This is a genomic window from Denitrovibrio acetiphilus DSM 12809, from assembly GCF_000025725.1.
Lineage (GTDB): Bacteria > Chrysiogenota > Deferribacteres > Deferribacterales > Geovibrionaceae > Denitrovibrio > Denitrovibrio acetiphilus.
This window is the reverse complement of record NC_013943.1, coordinates 130478-146454: the sequence shown is the minus strand read 5'-3', so window position 1 is coordinate 146454 and position 15977 is coordinate 130478. Positions and strand designations below refer to the sequence as shown.

General features: G+C 45.0%; 14 protein-coding genes and 1 pseudogene. 10 read left to right on the top strand and 5 right to left on the bottom strand.

The annotated features are described in order from the left end of the window. Positions 1 to 2: 2 nt before the first annotated feature. The 5 genes from DACET_RS00720 to ehuB form a co-directional block, all read right to left on the bottom strand. Entirely contained in the window at positions 3 to 365 is a 363-nt protein-coding gene (locus DACET_RS00720; protein ID WP_013009496.1) for a molybdenum cofactor biosynthesis protein MoaE, read from the bottom strand. 65 nt (positions 366 to 430) lie between these two features. Then, a complete protein-coding gene (ehuA, locus tag DACET_RS00715) occupies positions 431 to 1249 on the bottom strand; it encodes an ectoine/hydroxyectoine ABC transporter ATP-binding protein EhuA (RefSeq protein WP_013009495.1) in 819 nt (272 codons plus the stop codon). Continuing rightward, complete coding sequence (gene ehuD, locus DACET_RS00710; protein ID WP_013009494.1) at positions 1246 to 1923, bottom strand: ectoine/hydroxyectoine ABC transporter permease subunit EhuD; 678 nt, start codon at positions 1921 to 1923, stop codon at positions 1246 to 1248. Before ehuD ends, ehuA begins: the two co-directional genes overlap by 4 nt. Beyond that, positions 1920 to 2588 carry an ectoine/hydroxyectoine ABC transporter permease subunit EhuC gene (gene ehuC / locus DACET_RS00705; RefSeq protein WP_013009493.1) on the bottom strand — a complete coding sequence of 223 codons (669 nt, stop codon included), beginning with the start codon at positions 2586 to 2588 and terminating at the stop codon, positions 1920 to 1922. The genes ehuD and ehuC overlap by 4 nt, the downstream gene beginning before the upstream one ends. Positions 2589 to 2664: 76 nt before the next feature. After that, positions 2665 to 3519, bottom strand: a complete 855-nt coding sequence (gene ehuB / locus DACET_RS00700; RefSeq protein WP_013009492.1) for an ectoine/hydroxyectoine ABC transporter substrate-binding protein EhuB — start codon at positions 3517 to 3519, stop codon at positions 2665 to 2667. A 454-nt stretch (positions 3520 to 3973) separates the two neighbouring features. Here ehuB and nhaA point away from each other — a divergent pair, with 454 nt between their 5' ends. The 10 genes and pseudogenes from nhaA (at position 3974) to DACET_RS00650 (ending at position 15976) form a co-directional block, all read left to right on the top strand. After that, entirely contained in the window at positions 3974 to 5296 is a 1323-nt protein-coding gene (gene nhaA / locus DACET_RS00695) for a Na+/H+ antiporter NhaA (RefSeq protein WP_013009491.1), read from the top strand. Between the two features lie 184 nt (positions 5297 to 5480). Beyond that, on the top strand, positions 5481 to 8123 hold the full coding sequence (locus tag DACET_RS15270; protein WP_013009490.1) for a PAS domain S-box protein: 2643 nt from the start codon (positions 5481 to 5483) through the stop codon (positions 8121 to 8123). Positions 8124 to 8274: 151 nt separating this feature from the next. After that, positions 8275 to 9578: pseudogene (locus tag DACET_RS16620) on the top strand (uracil-xanthine permease family protein). Positions 9579 to 9682: 104 nt separating this feature from the next. Beyond that, the gene (locus tag DACET_RS00680; RefSeq protein ID WP_013009489.1) at positions 9683 to 10468 is read left to right on the top strand and encodes an FAD binding domain-containing protein; all 786 of its coding nucleotides are present in this window, start codon (positions 9683 to 9685) and stop codon (positions 10466 to 10468) included. Further along, positions 10458 to 10919, top strand: coding sequence for a (2Fe-2S)-binding protein (locus DACET_RS00675; RefSeq protein ID WP_013009488.1), 462 nt, complete (start codon positions 10458 to 10460; stop codon positions 10917 to 10919). Before DACET_RS00680 ends, DACET_RS00675 begins: the two co-directional genes overlap by 11 nt. Then, on the top strand, positions 10907 to 13198 hold the full coding sequence (locus DACET_RS00670; protein WP_013009487.1) for a xanthine dehydrogenase family protein molybdopterin-binding subunit: 2292 nt from the start codon (positions 10907 to 10909) through the stop codon (positions 13196 to 13198). Before DACET_RS00675 ends, DACET_RS00670 begins: the two co-directional genes overlap by 13 nt. After that, positions 13195 to 13845 carry a selenium cofactor biosynthesis protein YqeC gene (gene yqeC, locus DACET_RS00665; protein ID WP_013009486.1) on the top strand — a complete coding sequence of 217 codons (651 nt, stop codon included), beginning with the start codon at positions 13195 to 13197 and terminating at the stop codon, positions 13843 to 13845. Before DACET_RS00670 ends, yqeC begins: the two co-directional genes overlap by 4 nt. Beyond that, entirely contained in the window at positions 13842 to 14411 is a 570-nt protein-coding gene (locus DACET_RS00660) for a nucleotidyltransferase family protein (RefSeq protein WP_013009485.1), read from the top strand. The genes yqeC and DACET_RS00660 overlap by 4 nt, the downstream gene beginning before the upstream one ends. Continuing rightward, positions 14392 to 15195, top strand: coding sequence for a selenium-dependent molybdenum cofactor biosynthesis protein YqeB (gene yqeB / locus DACET_RS00655; protein ID WP_013009484.1), 804 nt, complete (start codon positions 14392 to 14394; stop codon positions 15193 to 15195). The genes DACET_RS00660 and yqeB overlap by 20 nt, the downstream gene beginning before the upstream one ends. Then, a complete protein-coding gene (locus DACET_RS00650) occupies positions 15185 to 15976 on the top strand; it encodes an XdhC family protein (RefSeq protein ID WP_013009483.1) in 792 nt (263 codons plus the stop codon). Before yqeB ends, DACET_RS00650 begins: the two co-directional genes overlap by 11 nt. The last annotated feature ends 1 nt before the right edge of the window (position 15977 follow it).

Genomic DNA, 15977 nt, shown 5'->3' with positions numbered 1-15977 from the left:
ATCTAAACAAGATATTCTTTCTTGGAAACTGCCTCAGATTTAACACGATCAAGCAAAAGGGCGAGAGCCGGTTTTACATTTTCTCTGATATCTCCGGCAACAATAAGGAAGAGCAGATCGTCACCAGGCATCATAATACCTGACCTTGCTTCCACCACAACTTTATATATGCCGTCCAGTGCCTCGATATCTTTGACAATACTATCGATTTTATCGTAATCAGCCTGCACCTCAAGTTTTGACACAGGAGAGCCGTCCGCCCTTGCCGTCCCTCTGACAACACCGTTGTGAACCAGTATCATGCCAACGTTTTGGGCAAAATTCTCATCCTGTTTGAGTTCTGCAATCTTTTTTGAAATGTCCATATTGACCTCAATAAGTAGTTTTACCTAAGATATCAGATATGAACAGTATTGCAACTTTCAAGCTGTTAACCTGCTTCAAGCACCGCACTCAGGAACTGCTGAGTTCTCTCTTTCTGAGGATTCTCAAAGATATCATCGGGTTTCCCCTGTTCCTCTATCTTTCCGTCATAGAAAAAGCAAACCCTGTCAGATATCTCCCTTGCAAATCCCATTTGGTGAGTGACCATCAGCATTGTCAGATTATGCTTTGAGACAAGCTTCCTTATAACACTTGTAACTTCACCTATGACTTCCGGATCAAGGGCAGATGTAACTTCGTCAAACAACATCATCTTAGGACGCATTGCAAGAGACCTAGCTATGGCAACACGCTGCTGCTGACCTCCCGAAAGCCTTGAGGGGTGTTCGTTTGCCTTCTCAAGCATCCCCACCATATCTAGAAGCTCTTCGGAACGTTCCCTTGCCTGCTTTTTAGTGAGACCGAGCACATGAACCGGAGCTTCCATGCAGTTTTCAAGAGCAGTCATGTGCGGAAAAAGGTTAAAGTGCTGGAAACACATGCCTATCTCTGCACGCTGTCTGCGCAGATATTTCTCATTAGCCCTTACGAGCTTTCCGTTTTTCTCCATGTGCGACAGAGGTTCCCCGTCCACATATATCACGCCGCTGTTTATCTTTTCCAGTGCCATCAGCATCCGCAAGACAGTCGTCTTACCCGACCCGGAAGGTCCGATAACCGTTACCATCTCCCCCTCTTCCACTTTCAGATTCAGTGAATCAAGCACCACCAGATCACCGTATGCTTTACTTACATTTCTGAAGTCTACCATAGGGATATTTTCCCCTGTCAGTTTCAGCGGATAATTCTCTATATTTTTTTTCATCTTAACCTCAGTCCCATCTTTTTACGTATCACCCTTTCCAGAATTCTGAGCATCCATGCCGTCGGCAGAGAGATAAGAAGAAATATCACCCCCACCAGAGTATATGGTTCCAGATACCTATAGTTTTCTGAACCTATAGAATTTGCTGTATGCATAAGCTCAGCAACACCAATCACAGAAAGCATCGGCGTATCTTTAAATATTCCAACAAGATAATTACCCATACCTGCAAAAGCAGGGGGAACTGCCTGAGGTAGTATCACCCGGGTATACGTCCGCACTCTGCTGAGAGAGAGTGAAACAGCCGCCTCCCACTGACCTTTGGGAACAGATTCTATACCCGCACGGTAAACCTCTGAAAGATAAGCACCGTAGTGCAGACCGATAGCAATCATCCCCGCTGTCCAGGGGGATAGCATCACACCAACCTGAGGTCCGACATAAAACACAAAAAATATCTGAAGCACCAGCGGAGTAGATCTTATAAACTCTACAGTTTCGCGCAGCACAACACTCAGAACTTTAAATCTGGTTCTCTGCCCGAGAGCGAACATCAGCCCCAGAACAATAGCTATCAGGTACCCGAAACAGGCTGCCATCACTGTATTTCCTGTTGCTTCTATGAGCCTCGGCAGAATGTCCCAGACAAATCCCCATTTCCAGTCGAAACTCATCTGATCCTCCCTATCTTGCGTGCCATCACCCGCTCAAACCAGCGCATAGTAGGAGTCAGCATGAACCTAGCCATTATATAATATATGATAAGCGCACAGCCAAAGGACTGTGCAGAAAGAAATGTCGATGCATTAATCTGCTTTGACTCGAACATAAGATCTGCAACAGAAATGAGCGAAACAAGTGCGGTTCCCTTCAGAAGCTCTATAAGCAGATTACCCCACGGCGGCAGCATTATGAGAAGCGCCTGCGGAAAGATGATGCGCACCATCCTTTTGAATGGCGAAAGCCCGAGAGAGAGTGCTGCTTCCCACTGCCCCTTAGGAACAGCGAGTATTGCGCCCCTGACCAGCTCGGCTCCATATGCGCCCAGATTCATACCAACAGCCACAAAACCTGCTGTGAATTTGTCAAACGTAACACCAAAAAGAGGAAGTACAAAAAATATCCAGTAAAGCTGTACCAAAAGAGAAGTTCCGCGGAAAATCTCTATATATACAGCAGCAGGCAGGCTTATCAGTCTGCTCCGTGACATTCTCATCAACCCCATAACAACAGCTATCACCACCGCAAGAGCTGAAGCCAGAATAGTAAGCAAAACAGTCACAAGAGAGCCGTCAATCAGCCTCGAACCATATTCAGAGAGAAACTCTAATAATGTCATAAATTTTTCTTTTGTTTTTATTAATAGTAGTGTTTAAACGGGCACACCATAGGCATGCCCGAAATTTTTCAGTTTATTATCTGTTATTACAGACCCATTCAGTTTTCACGTTGCCTGGAAGCTGGCTTTTTGTATAGCCGTATTCTTTGACGGATTCCATCATCTCCGGAGTGCCTAAGTATTTCTTCTGAGCCTCATTGAATTTCTTCAGGAAATCTTTATCAGTCTTTCTGAAACCGATACCCACATAGTTCAGTGTCCAGTCAGGCAGCGCGGCAGGGTCAGTGACCTCAACAGCGTCATTTGATTCTTCCGCAAGGTTCAGTGCGGTAAAATAAGTCATACCGCCGGCAGCAGCACGCCCTGCTTTAACAGCGGCAAGGATCTCTGTAGGACCTGGAACAACCATAATCTTATCAGCAGGAACCCCTTCCTTCTTTGCCGCCTCTATGGTGTTGTAACCAGCACCTGTGGCAAGAACAGCGCCTTTTTTTACGATATCTTTATAATCTTTAATCCCTTCGGGGTTGCCCTTTTTAACGATAAAAGCATCAGTAACCTGCCCCATAGGTTCAGAAAAAGCGATATTCTGACAACGGCTGTTTAATATATACATACCGCCTGTAATTATGTCGAAACGGTTTGCTTTCAGACCGGGGATGAGCCCGCCCCATTCTGTCACAACAGGCTCGATGTTTGTATAGCCCATAGTCTTCAGAACACCAAGGATATAAGCATTAACAAAACCGAGTGGTTTATTGTTTTCACCGGGATATGCCCATGGGATTTCATTAGCGAAACCTATTCTGATGCTGTCCCCTTTTTTGATCCGGTCATTAAGCGACCCTGCATCCACTGAAAACGCACTGATAAAAATTGCAGCCGTGAGCACCGCCACAAAAGCGGTCTTTGATAATTTTCTAAAAATCATATCTCCTCCTTAAAAATCATAGTTTCTACTATAGGCATAAACGCCAACCGTCCCCTCACCTGAAGTTCATATTAAGTTTTCGATGTGATAGATGCCGCAGATAAGCGGCTGACCAATACCCATGCATCCTGTAATTTACATTCTTACAGTAATGATTATTTGAAATATACATATCTAAAAATTTATAACATGAAATAATAAAAGTCAACTGTTGATAAAAAACAGCTATGCTGATTCCGGTATCGCTTGACACATTTCCAAAGCGCCAATATATTGCTCTTCAGAATAAAGGGGAGTAGCAGCCGCACTTCCGGCCTGTTGTTCGTCATTACGGTGCTCCGCACCCGGCAACAGGGCTTCGCTTATGCGAAATCTGCAAGACCTTTATCCTTCGCATGCAAATGCGGCGGGTAAAGGAACGTCTTACCCGCTATAATAAAATAGTGAGGTAGATATGACAATTAATCAGGCTTTCAGAACCATCGCAATCGACCCGACAACCCAGTTTTTCAAAAACCAGTCCTCCAGCAGTATTATCATGCTCTTCTCCATGGCTGCTGCAATCATTCTGGCTAATTCCCCGTATGCAGGCTGGTATCATAATCTGTGGAAGACAGAGCTGGGCTTTGCCTTAGGAGAATTCACCCTATATAAATCCGCACACCACTGGATAAATGACGGGCTTATGGGTCTGTTTTTTCTTGTAATCGGTCTGGAGATCAAGCGGGAGGTGCTTATAGGCGATCTCTCCAGCGTACGTCAGGCGCTGCTGCCTTTTATCGCGGCAGTGGGCGGTGCTGTTGTGCCTGCTCTTATTTACTTTGCACTGAACAGAAATGGAGGCAATCCGGACGGATGGGGCGTTCCGATGGCGACGGACATCGCTTTTGCCATAGGGATCATGGCTCTTCTCGGCAGCAGAGTCCCGGTTCAGATAAAAATATTCATAACATCACTGGCAGTTGTGGATGACATGATAGCAGTTATCGTGATAGCCGTTTTCTATACAAGCGGACTGAACATAGTCTATCTGGCATATGCTGCGGGTATCATCATACTTCTCTTTATTATGAATATAGGTCGTGTGCGCTCCATAATGGCTTATCTCATTGTCGGTACGATGTTATGGTATTTCTTCCTGAAGTCCGGTATACACGCAACAGTTGCAGGAGTTATTCTGGCGCTGTTCATCCCGAGTGAGCCAAAAATTCCTTTTAATGTTTTTAACCGCTCTATGAGGATATTTCAGGCAGAACTTGCAAATTGTCAAAATATACCCAAATCAGAGATCCCAACAAAGTGCCAGAAGCACACACTGAACAAAATAATTCACGCCTGCCTTTCCGTCTATAACCCTATGAGCAGGCTTGAATATAACCTTCACGGATTCTCCGCATTTATAATCATGCCTCTTTTTGCTTTTGCCAATACAGGCGTAACGATAGACTCTTCCGCATTAGGCAGTATCTTAAGCCCTGTAGGGCTGGGGATAATATTCGGTCTGCTGATAGGCAAACCTGTCGGAATAATCTCTTTTGTAAAACTTGGCGAGCACTTCAAACTGATATCACTGCCGAAAGAGATCACAAGGCTGCACCTTCTCGGGGCGGCTTTACTTGCAGGGATAGGTCTGACGATGTCAATATTTATAGCATCCATGGCATTCGACTCTGCGGATATGAACGGAGCAAAAATATCCATACTTTCAGCATCAGTGATAGCGGGCATCGCAGGATATTTTATATTGAGAAAAGCCGGATCAAGCGAAAACACTTAATAACGCATCTTTGGCATTCCCTCCGGTGTCTGCACAGGCATCGGAGATTCTTTTTCAGCTTATTTCTCTTTTTTCACGACATAAAAACATCCGAGGAACCCACTCCACCATAGGTGTATATACTATCATTTATAAGTGTATTAATTGTTAATCATAATCTGTATTATGCAAACTGGAAATATGGATGATCAATAAATTAAGTACAAAAAATAAAACCCTGCTTTTTGTAACCTGCATGCTCATTGCTTTTTCTGTGATATTGATAGGTATCGTATATATCGACCAAAAGAAGAAACTTGAAGCTTTAGAGTTCAACTATTACGATAATGTCAAAACAATCTTTTCAAAGCTTCTGGAACGCCACCAGAATTTTTACAAAAGCAGGTCAAAAGCTAATATCAGCTCATTTGGTGTCAAACAAGCACTTGCAGAAAGGGATAGAGAAAAACTATACAGTCTGATTGCAGGGCGCTGGCATACCCTCAGAAGCGAAAACCCGTATCTGAACATTATGAATTTCCATACTCCTGACGGTAAATGCTTTCTCCGTATGCAGCGTCCGGACAGATACGGTGACAATTCATCTGACATAAACTCCATGATAAAACGGGTTCATACTGAACAAAAGACAATATCCGGCTTTGAAGCAGGCAAATACTCCCTTTCATACCGAACAGTCACACCGATTTTTTATAATAATCAATATATAGGAGCGCTTGAGATAGGGTCACGTCCTGATATCTTTTTGAATGACATGAACTATATGAACGGACTCAGAGGCGCACTTTTTGTCAGAAAAAATCTACTGAATCTATACAGGGAAAATTCAGGTTTTGAGATTGGTCAGTTTGTTCTTCAGTACAAAACATCAAACAACCGTATTCTGCTGAATAACTTAAAAAAGAGACACTACAACTTCCCTGCATATCTGCATATGCATACCGGAGGAGAGACAATTGATATTTACTCCTTTGACATACATGATCTAAACAGCAATGTCGCCGCAAAAGCCATCTTTTTTCATAATATCACCAAAGCCGAAATGGATTTCCGAAACACTCTTGAAAAGCTGGGGATTATCCTTGCTTCCCTCATGACAGTAATACTGCTTATCATCAATTTCGGATTTAAGAAGATCATTGCGGCACTGGATAACTCCAACAGAAAACTCCGTGATAACAAAAAGTTCCTTCAGCTCATTCTCGACAATACAGCCCATGCGGTCATTGCAACAAAAAAAGATGGAAGAATCACGCTGTTCAATAGAAAAGCTGAGCAAATGCTTGGATATAAAAAGAGTGATATTGTGGGAATCAGTACACCATTGATATTTCACAAGCCCAATGAAAGCATACTCAGCAAAAACTCAAATACCTTTTGTGACAGCAGCCCTGCACAAATCTTTGAAACCATGATAACCAACATATTAAACGAGGGCGCAGCCGGCAATGAGCAAACCTTCATGACAAAAGACGGTCATGAATTCCCTGTCAGTCTGCATATAACAAAACTTGAAGATGATGACGGCACTCTTACAGGGTTCATTGGCATAGCAGAGGATATAAGCAGAAAAAAACTGCTGGAAAACTCATTATTACAGCAGAAAAACGAGCTTGAAGCTGTCTTCAACACATCTATGGACGGAATTGCCATCATGGATCTGGATACTAATTTCATTTTCTTTAACAGGACATATGAAAAACTTACAGGTTACTCCAGAAAAGAGCTTTTTAACCTGACCTGTATGAAAATAACGGCAAAAGAAAATATACAGAAATCATCAAAAGTGCTGAGTCATCTGACTAAACACGGACACCTTGATAACTTTGAAAAAATATATATCAAAAAGAACGGTGAAAAGGTCATAGTCAACATGTCTTTTGTTATGATGCCGGACAGGAAAAGATTTCTTGTCACCGCAAAAGATATTACAACAGTAAAACAGTCAGAAAAACAGCTCAAAGACCATATGGAGCTGATAGATAAGCATATAATCTCCTGTACAACAGATAATGAAGGCAGGTATACCGGTGTTTCTGATGCATTTTGCAGAATTTCAGGCTACACAGCTGATGAGCTCATCGGTAAAAGCCACAGGATACTCAGACATAGCGATATAAATGAGTACGAAATGGATACAGTTTTAAACCAGATAAACTCAGGAGGCGAATGGCGCGGAGAGATAAAAAACCTGAGTAAAAACGGCAGAACATACTGGGTTCAGTCAAGCGTTGCCCCAATGTTTAACAGTCAGGGCAGTATCAGCGGATACACTTCGATCGCGCAGGACATCACTGATAAGAAGATCATTGAACAGATATCTATCACTGACGGATTGACGGGGATTTTTAACCGCAGGCACTTCAACGACATATATCCCAAATTCATCAACTACGCCAAAAGGCATAACGAACTGACTAATTTTATAATCCTTGATCTGGATAACTTTAAGCAATACAACGACACATATGGACACCAGAAAGGGGATGAAACACTCCGCAAGGTCGCAAAGTGCATCGCAGGAACAATGCAGAGAGCTGACGACACATGTTTCAGGCTTGGCGGCGAAGAGTTCGGTATCCTCTACAAAACAGCAGGGGCAAAACATGCCGAGAACATTGCAGAAAGGATCAGATCGAATGTCGAAGCACTTGCAATACCTCATGAAACCTCTGACACAAGCAATGTTGTAACAATATCGATAGGTCTGCTGTCGAAATATGCCGGAGACATTCACTGCACAAACGAACTGTATGCACAGGCAGACAAACTGCTTTACCGTGCAAAAGCAAACGGTAGAAACAGAGTAGAACACTCTGCCCCATGACAGCCCCGCCGCTCTTAATGCTGAACCTGCCGATTGAAATTTTCTACATTTCTATAACTTGTAAATGATCTTACTATATGATACCTATTTGACTTGTAAAAGTTAAAATAGCAATTCAGGCTATAAATTCATTCATTCTCAGGAGAAACTCATGAGTAAATCAGCTTTTGAGCTTGACGGAAAACCGCCTTTAAAGGAGGCAGTTCCCCTCGGGTTCCAGCACGTACTTGCCATGTTTGTAGGTAATATCACCCCTATCATCATCATTGCAGGTGTTCTGAAACTGCCGCCACAGGAAAAAACATTCCTGATACAGTGCGCAATGTTCGCATCAGGTGTGGCAACAATGGTTCAGGTATATCCTATAGGGCGCATCGGAGCAAAGCTGCCTATAGTGCAGGGGACAAGTTTCGGCTTCGTCCCGACAGCCATAGCAATCGGAAAGATGCACGGTCTTTCAGGGATCCTCGGTGCATCTCTTTTAGGCGGATTCGTAGAGATCTTTCTAGGTGCTTTTCTTAAACCGCTGCGAAAACTATTCCCTCCGGTTGTGACAGGGACAGTTCTTCTGTCTATAGGACTTTCACTCCTGCCTGTCGGCATTCAGTATTTTGCGGGCGGTGTAAAGGCTCCCGACTTCGGCTCTGCCAGCAACCTCGCTCTGGGGTTTATCGTTCTCATTACTATTTTGTTCTTCAAACAGTTCACAAGAGGTCTTACAAGCGTATCATCCATACTGATAGGTATCATTGTCGGATATATTGTCGCCTTTTTCATGGGCAAACTTAACTTTGATATCATCTCCAATGCTGCTCTTTTCAGCTTCCCGATGCCGTTTCAGTACGGTATCGAATTTCATATGGATGCTGTTGTTGCAATGTGCCTTATGTATGTTGTGACCACTGTCGAGACAGTGGGCGACATAAGCGGCGTAACTATGGGGGGCGCAGGAAGAGAGGCTACCGATAAAGAGCTTTCCGGGGCGGTGTCATGGCAGACGGTGTGGGCAGTATCTTTGCTGCGTGCTTTAATGCTATGCCAAACACATCTTTCAGCCAGAACGTCGGCATAGTAGCTCTGACTAAAGTAATGAGCAGATATGTTGTTGGTGTGGGCGCTGCGATACTTATCATCAGCGGATTATTCCCTAAATTTGGCGCAGTATTCGCAATGGTTCCGAACAGTGTCCTCGGCGGTGCAATGGTCATCGTCTTTTCCATGATAGCTGTCAGCGGTATGAGCCTGGTAACGAAAGAACGTATGTGCAGCAAAAACTCTATAATAGTAGCAGTTGCTCTCGGGCTCGGTTTCGGGCTTGGATCCGTACCGGAAGCACTTAAAATATTTCCTGAAGAGGTGAAAATGATATTCGGAGGTTCCGGTATCGTTATCACTGGTATAATAGCTCTCGTACTGAATCTGATTCTTCCCGCAGAAAAACCTGTAAAGAAATAAACAACTTATGCCCCTGTTGTCAAAGGCGGGGGCATCTTTTATTGCCACAGATGTACATTTCAATATATTATAAAAACTCCAAATAACTTGAAACGGATAATAATATGATGAACATCGACAGGTATGTCAGAGTTTCTTCACTGTATGAGGCCTCCGATATACTCAGAAAAGACAAGGCGGCATGTATTCTCGGCGGATGCGGATATTTGCGTTTAGGCAGAAAAAAGATTTCCACAGCCATAGACCTATCACTCTTAAGCCTATCCTACATAACTGAAACACCCACCACCATAGAAATTGGAGCAATGACACCCCTTCGTGACATTGAAACCAGCAGCCTTATTGAGCGAACATACGGCTCGGCACTGCGAAAAAGCACAGAGGGTATTGTCGGAGTTCAACTCCGCAATGTTGTCACCCTTGGCGGAACAGTTGCAGGGAGGTATCCGTTTTCTGACATCCTGCCTGTACTGATGGCACTGGAGACCAACATCCACTTTGCAGAAAGCGGCAAGATAAGCCTTGAAAAATATATGACCGAAAAGGCTATAAGAGACGTAGTCGAAAAGATATCTATACCTAAAAATGGTCAGAAGGCAGGGTTTGCTTCTATGAGACATTCTGAAACAGACTATGCCATATTAAATGCTGCAGTCGGGATAAAAAACGGTGACTATAAGATATTCGTAGGCGCCCGACCGCAAAAAGCCGTTCGTGCTCCGGAGGCGGAAGATGTGCTGAACTCCGGCAGAAGCTTTGAGGATACAGGCAGAGCAGCGGCGGCAGAACTCATCTTCGGCGATAATACCAGAGGTTCCGCTGATTACCGTAAGGCAATATGCAAAGCAATCGTACAGCGTGCAGGCGAGGAGGCTATCAATGCAGTTTAAAACCTATATAAACGGCAGGGAAGTTACTCTCGACTGTGACGCAGGGGAACAGCTTTCAACTGTACTGCGCAGACACGGATACCTCGGGCTAAAGGAAGGTTGCGACACAGGCTCCTGCGGTCTTTGTACGATATGGATGAATGAACGCCCTGTGCTCTCATGCTGTGTCCCTGCTCCCAGAGCAGAAGGTTCTGAGCTCACAACCATAGAGGGTGTTCAGAAAGAGGCAGAGGAATTTGCAAAATATATGGTTGCAGAGGGTGCAGAACAGTGCGGATTCTGCTCACCGGGATTTACAATGACAGTTCTCGCCATGAAACGTGAGCTGGCAGACCCCACAGAAGAAGATGTTAAACACTACCTGTCCGGAAACCTTTGCAGATGCACTGGTTATATGGGGCAGACAAGAGCTGTCATGAAATATCTGGAGGCTTGCAAATGCGATATATAGGCAAACAGGTGCCCAAGATCGACGGCATAGAACTTGTAAAGGGGACTCCCGCTTACACAAGCGATCTGGACATAAACAACAATGCGCTGACAATAAAAATACTCCGAAGCCCTCACCCGCACGCAGAGATAAAGAATATAGACACATCGAAAGCAGAAGCTCTCGCCGGAGTGGAATGTGTACTGACATATAAGAACACCACAGATATCAAGTTTACCCTTGCGGGACAGTCGTACCCCGAACCTTCGCCTTATGACAGAAGCTTTCTCAGCAAGACGCTCCGGTACGTCGGTGACGAAGTAGCAGTTGTAGCCGCCGTAGATGAAAAAACAGCAATCAAAGCGCTCGGGCTTATCGAGGTAACGTATAAAGTGCTCGAAGCTGTTCTTGACCTCGACACTGCTCTGGACAATCCTGTCAGGGTTCATAACTGCGATGTTCACACTAACTTCGACATAGGAAGCCAACCGGAAAGGAACGTTGCATCAACATCGTACACTGAATATGGCGACATCGATAAGGAACTCGACAGCTCTGATGCCGTAATAGAAAGCACATACAGAACACAGGCACAGGGTCACTGCATGATGGAGACCTACAGAGCTACAGCAAGCATTGACCACAACGGCAGACTGCAGATTATGAGCTCTACGCAGGTTCCCTTTCATGTGCGCAGACATCTCTCAAAGATACTGGATATACCAAAAAGTAAGATCAAAATAATAAAGCCTCGTCTGGGGGGCGGTTTCGGCGGGAAACAGACAGCAAGCGTTGAGATGTTCCCCGCTGTTGTAACATGGCTCACCAAAAAACCGTCAAAGATTGTCTACACCCGCAATGAAACTTTCAGCACAACCACAAGCAGGCACGCTATGCGTCTTGATGTGAGACTCGGCGCAGCCAAAGACGGTACGATAAAGGTAATGGACATACATGGGCTAGCCGATGCAGGAGCACACGGCGAACACTCCCCTACAGTTTTCTTTGTGGTGGGGCACAAAACCCTGCCGATGTACTCTAAGGCAAAAGCCGGCAGATATTACGGGCACGCACTATATACAAACAAAATGCCCGGCGGAGCTCTGCGAGGATACGGAGCAACACAGGGGACATTCGCACAGGAAACAGCAGTAAACGAGCTGGCTGCAAAACTGAAGATAGACCCTGCGGAACTCCGTCTCAAAAACCTTATAAAACAAGGGGACAAACACCCTAAGCTTGACGGCTCTGAACCGGGAAACCCCGCACAACTGGCAAGCAGTACTCTTCAGCAATGCATAAAAACAGGTAAGGAAATGATAGGCTGGGACAAAAAATATCCCGCCGTAAAAATAAGCAGTACAAAAGTCAGAGGCTACGGTATGGCTGTGACCATGCAGGGCTCTGGTATTGCAAAGATAGATACAGCAACGGTCATAGTCAAACTGAATGATGACGGCTATTTTACGCTGATACACTCTGCGTCCGACATGGGGCAGGGTTCAGATACCATACTGAGCCAGATGGCTGCAGAAGTTCTCGAAGTTGACATAGACAAAATAGTAAATGTCTCTGACAATCTGGACATAGCTCCATACGACCCCGGAGCTTATGCTTCAAGCGGAACGTATGTGACGGGAAATGCAGTTATAAAGGCATGTGAAGATATGCGCAGGCAGATACTCGAAGCCGGAGCGAAATTCCTCGGAACAGAAAAAGACTTGCTCTCGTACGATGGCAAAATAATAACTGACGGGGATAAAAGCCTTACCCTTGACGAGCTGGCAGCCAGACTTGCTTCTTTCGCAGGTAAAGACCAGCTTATAGCAAGAGGCACATTCGGCGGGGACACATCCCCTCCACCTTTTATGGCTGGCTTTGCCGAGGTGGAAGTTGACCTCCAGACAGGCAAATGCGAAGTTACAGACTTTGTTGTTGTTGCAGACTGCGGAACTGTCATAAATAAAAGCCTTGCCCGTATACAGGTCGAAGGCGGTACAGCAATGGGCATAGGGCTTGCACTTTACGAAGATGTCGTCCACTCAGGCACAGGACGGATGGTCTCTGACAGTTTCATGACTTACAAAATACCATGCAGAAAGGACATCCGGAACATTAGAGTGGCTTTTGAAGAGAGCAATGAACCGACCGGACCATACGGTGCAAAATCTATCGGAGAAGTTGTTAACAACACCCCTGCCCCAGCCATAGCCCATGCAATATACAACGCAACAGGCGTCTGGCACAGGACTCTCCCCATAACGCCGGAAAAAGTTCTGATGGGAATGCTGAATAAATGATATTTGACATAACCAGAGGCGACACTGTCGCTGTGATCGGTGCTGGCGGAAAGACAACCCTGATGAAGTTCCTTGCGGGCAAGATAAAAACCGCAGGGATGAAACCGCTGATAAGCACTACAACGAGACTGGGCAAACACCAGATAGATGACGAATTCGACTATCTGGTTCAGATAAAAGATGAAAAAGCTCTCGCACCAGACATGGACACACTACTGCAAAAGATGAAAGAATACGACATTACGCTTCTGGAAGCTGACGGAGCCGCATGCAAAAGGCTCAAAGGCTGGCAGAAAGATGAGCCTGTTATCCCCAAGTTTGCTACTGTCACAATAGGCGTTGTCGACATAAGCCTGATCGGACAGACGGCATCAGAGGAAAATATCCACCGGAGTGAGATATTTACCAGTCTGACCGGACTGCATATGGGGGACAGGATAACTGTCCAGACAATGGCAAAGCTTATTAATCACAAAGACGGCATGTTCCGGCATTCGAACCACACTGCAAACTGTATCTTCTGCGCAAAGGCAGAGACACCGGAGCAGCTTGCCAATGGAAAGAAACTTCTCCCAATGCTCAAAGACAACATAAGAGTGTTCGCTGGAAGTGCGCAGAAAGGTTCTGTACTGGAGCTGAGATATTGAAAATATCTGCTGTAATTATGGCTGCCGGAAACTCACTGCGAATGGGCGAAAATAAACTTCTCCTGAACATAAACGGACGAGAACTGATAAGACATTTTCTGAATAACTTCCCATCCGAGCTTTTTGCGCAAACGGTTGCAGTATTTGCTCACGAAAAGGTCGGACAAATTGCAGAGGTGTATGGATTGACAACTATACGCAACACTTCCGGCGGAAAGAAAAACACTACAATAAAGCTCGGCACAGAAGCGTGCAGGAGTTATGACGGGTTGATGTTCTTTACTGCTGACCAGCCATTCACCGAACGCAGCACAGTTAATAAGCTGATCAGCGTATATGATGGTAAAAGTATAATCATCCCTATCTGCAACGGGAAGAGAAGAAATCCCGTACTTTTCCCCCCATGTACATACGATGAGCTCGCAACCCTTAAAGGTGACAGGGGCGGACGTGACGTTATAGACAAAAACTGTTATCTCTGCAAAGAGATATGCTTTGACAATGAGTCTCAGTTCATGGACATAGATACACCGGAGGATGTTAAATATGCAAAAAACATCCTGTAAAAATATGATAATTCTCCGCGGAGGGGGCGATCTCGCAACTGGTATCGCTGTACGTCTCTTCAACAGTGGATTTCAGGTGACAATACTGGAAACAGCAAAGCCTACATTCATAAGGCGCACAGTTTCCCTCGGCATGGCAGTATATAATGGCGAAGCTGTCGTTGAAGAGATCCGAGCAGAACTGCATAACAAATTCACCGCTGCGGAAGACCATATCCCGGTTATCGTTGATCCGGATATGAAAGCGCTGGATATAATTTCACCCTTGGCACTGGTAGATGCGATAATTGCAAAAAAAAATACAGGACTTTCAAAAGGACTTGCTGATATCGTAATAGCATTGGGCCCCGGCTTCACAGCAGGGACAGACTGTCATGCAGCAATAGAAACTATGCGTGGTCACAACCTCGGCAGAGTTCTCTATGTTGGGAAAACTGCTGAGGATACAGGCACCCCCGGCGTCATAAAAGGCATAGGTAAAGAACGTGTCATACATGCTCCGTGCTCAGGAAAACTCAGAATCATAAGAGACATCTCCGAAATCGTTCAAAAAGATGAAACCATTGCATTAATAGACAATACCCCTGTTAAAGCGACAATAGAAGGAATAGTCAGGGGGATGATAATGGATGGACACCCTGTGCATCAGGGGATGAAAATTGCAGACATAGACCCAAGGCAGGATGAACTTGAAAACTGCTATACTGTCTCAGACAAAGCAAGGTCTCTTGGCGGAAGCGTCCTTGAGGCTGTACTTCACTTAAGGAATGGCAATGACAACTGAAGCTGAAATTTTTGAAAAGATATCTAAAGCATTACAAAACAATATCTCCGCAGCACTTGTAACTGTACTGAACCATGCAGGTTCCGCCCCCGGAAAGGAAGGCTCGATAATGGCAGTATTCCATAACGGCGAAACAGCAGGGACAATCGGAGGGGGTAGTCTGGAGCATTCAGCTACCCAAAAAGCTCTTGAGTGCATATCCGGCAATGAAAACGCAGAGCTCAGTTACAGCCTGACCGAAGACGGCATGATGTGCGGAGGGGACGTCCGTATCTATATAAAAGTATTCTCACCGGCACTCAGGCTCATCATATGCGGCGGCGGACACATCGGTCAGAAGCTTTACGAACTGGGTGTTCTGCTGGGTTTTGCGGTGACAATAGTAGATGACAGAGAAGAATTCGCAGACAAAGGGAGTTTCCCTAAAGCTTCTTCTGTTTTATCAGGTGACATTTATAAAATATTGTCAGAGATGAACATAGACAGTAACTGCTATATAGCCCTTGCCACACGCTCACACGCAACAGACCAGCAGGCTCTTAAAGCCGTTGTAGACAGAGGGGCAGGCTATGTCGGCATGATAGGCAGCCGTAAAAAAACCGACACAATAATGAAAAACTTACTGTCAGAGGGTGTCCCTCAGAAAGATCTGGACAGTGTGTATGCTCCCATGGGGCTTGACATAGCATCAGTAAGACCGGAAGAGATCGCTCTCAGCATAATCAGCGAAATCATGCTTGTGAAAAATAAAGGCAGCCTGCGCCACATGAAAGCCAGATAAA

Coding starts and splice junctions, on each gene's coding strand:
- DACET_RS00670 (WP_013009487.1), top strand. CDS start 10,907: ATGCGATATATAGGCAAACAGGTGCCCAAGATCGACGGCATAGAACTT.
- DACET_RS15270 (WP_013009490.1), top strand. CDS start 5,481: ATGATCAATAAATTAAGTACAAAAAATAAAACCCTGCTTTTTGTAACC.
- yqeC (WP_013009486.1), top strand. CDS start 13,195: ATGATATTTGACATAACCAGAGGCGACACTGTCGCTGTGATCGGTGCT.
- ehuD (WP_013009494.1), bottom strand. CDS start 1,923: ATGAGTTTCGACTGGAAATGGGGATTTGTCTGGGACATTCTGCCGAGG.
- nhaA (WP_013009491.1), top strand. CDS start 3,974: ATGACAATTAATCAGGCTTTCAGAACCATCGCAATCGACCCGACAACC.
- ehuC (WP_013009493.1), bottom strand. CDS start 2,588: ATGACATTATTAGAGTTTCTCTCTGAATATGGTTCGAGGCTGATTGAC.
- yqeB (WP_013009484.1), top strand. CDS start 14,392: ATGCAAAAAACATCCTGTAAAAATATGATAATTCTCCGCGGAGGGGGC.
- ehuA (WP_013009495.1), bottom strand. CDS start 1,249: ATGAAAAAAAATATAGAGAATTATCCGCTGAAACTGACAGGGGAAAAT.
- DACET_RS00720 (WP_013009496.1), bottom strand. CDS start 365: ATGGACATTTCAAAAAAGATTGCAGAACTCAAACAGGATGAGAATTTT.
- DACET_RS00675 (WP_013009488.1), top strand. CDS start 10,458: ATGCAGTTTAAAACCTATATAAACGGCAGGGAAGTTACTCTCGACTGT.
- ehuB (WP_013009492.1), bottom strand. CDS start 3,519: ATGATTTTTAGAAAATTATCAAAGACCGCTTTTGTGGCGGTGCTCACG.
- DACET_RS00650 (WP_013009483.1), top strand. CDS start 15,185: ATGACAACTGAAGCTGAAATTTTTGAAAAGATATCTAAAGCATTACAA.
- DACET_RS00680 (WP_013009489.1), top strand. CDS start 9,683: ATGATGAACATCGACAGGTATGTCAGAGTTTCTTCACTGTATGAGGCC.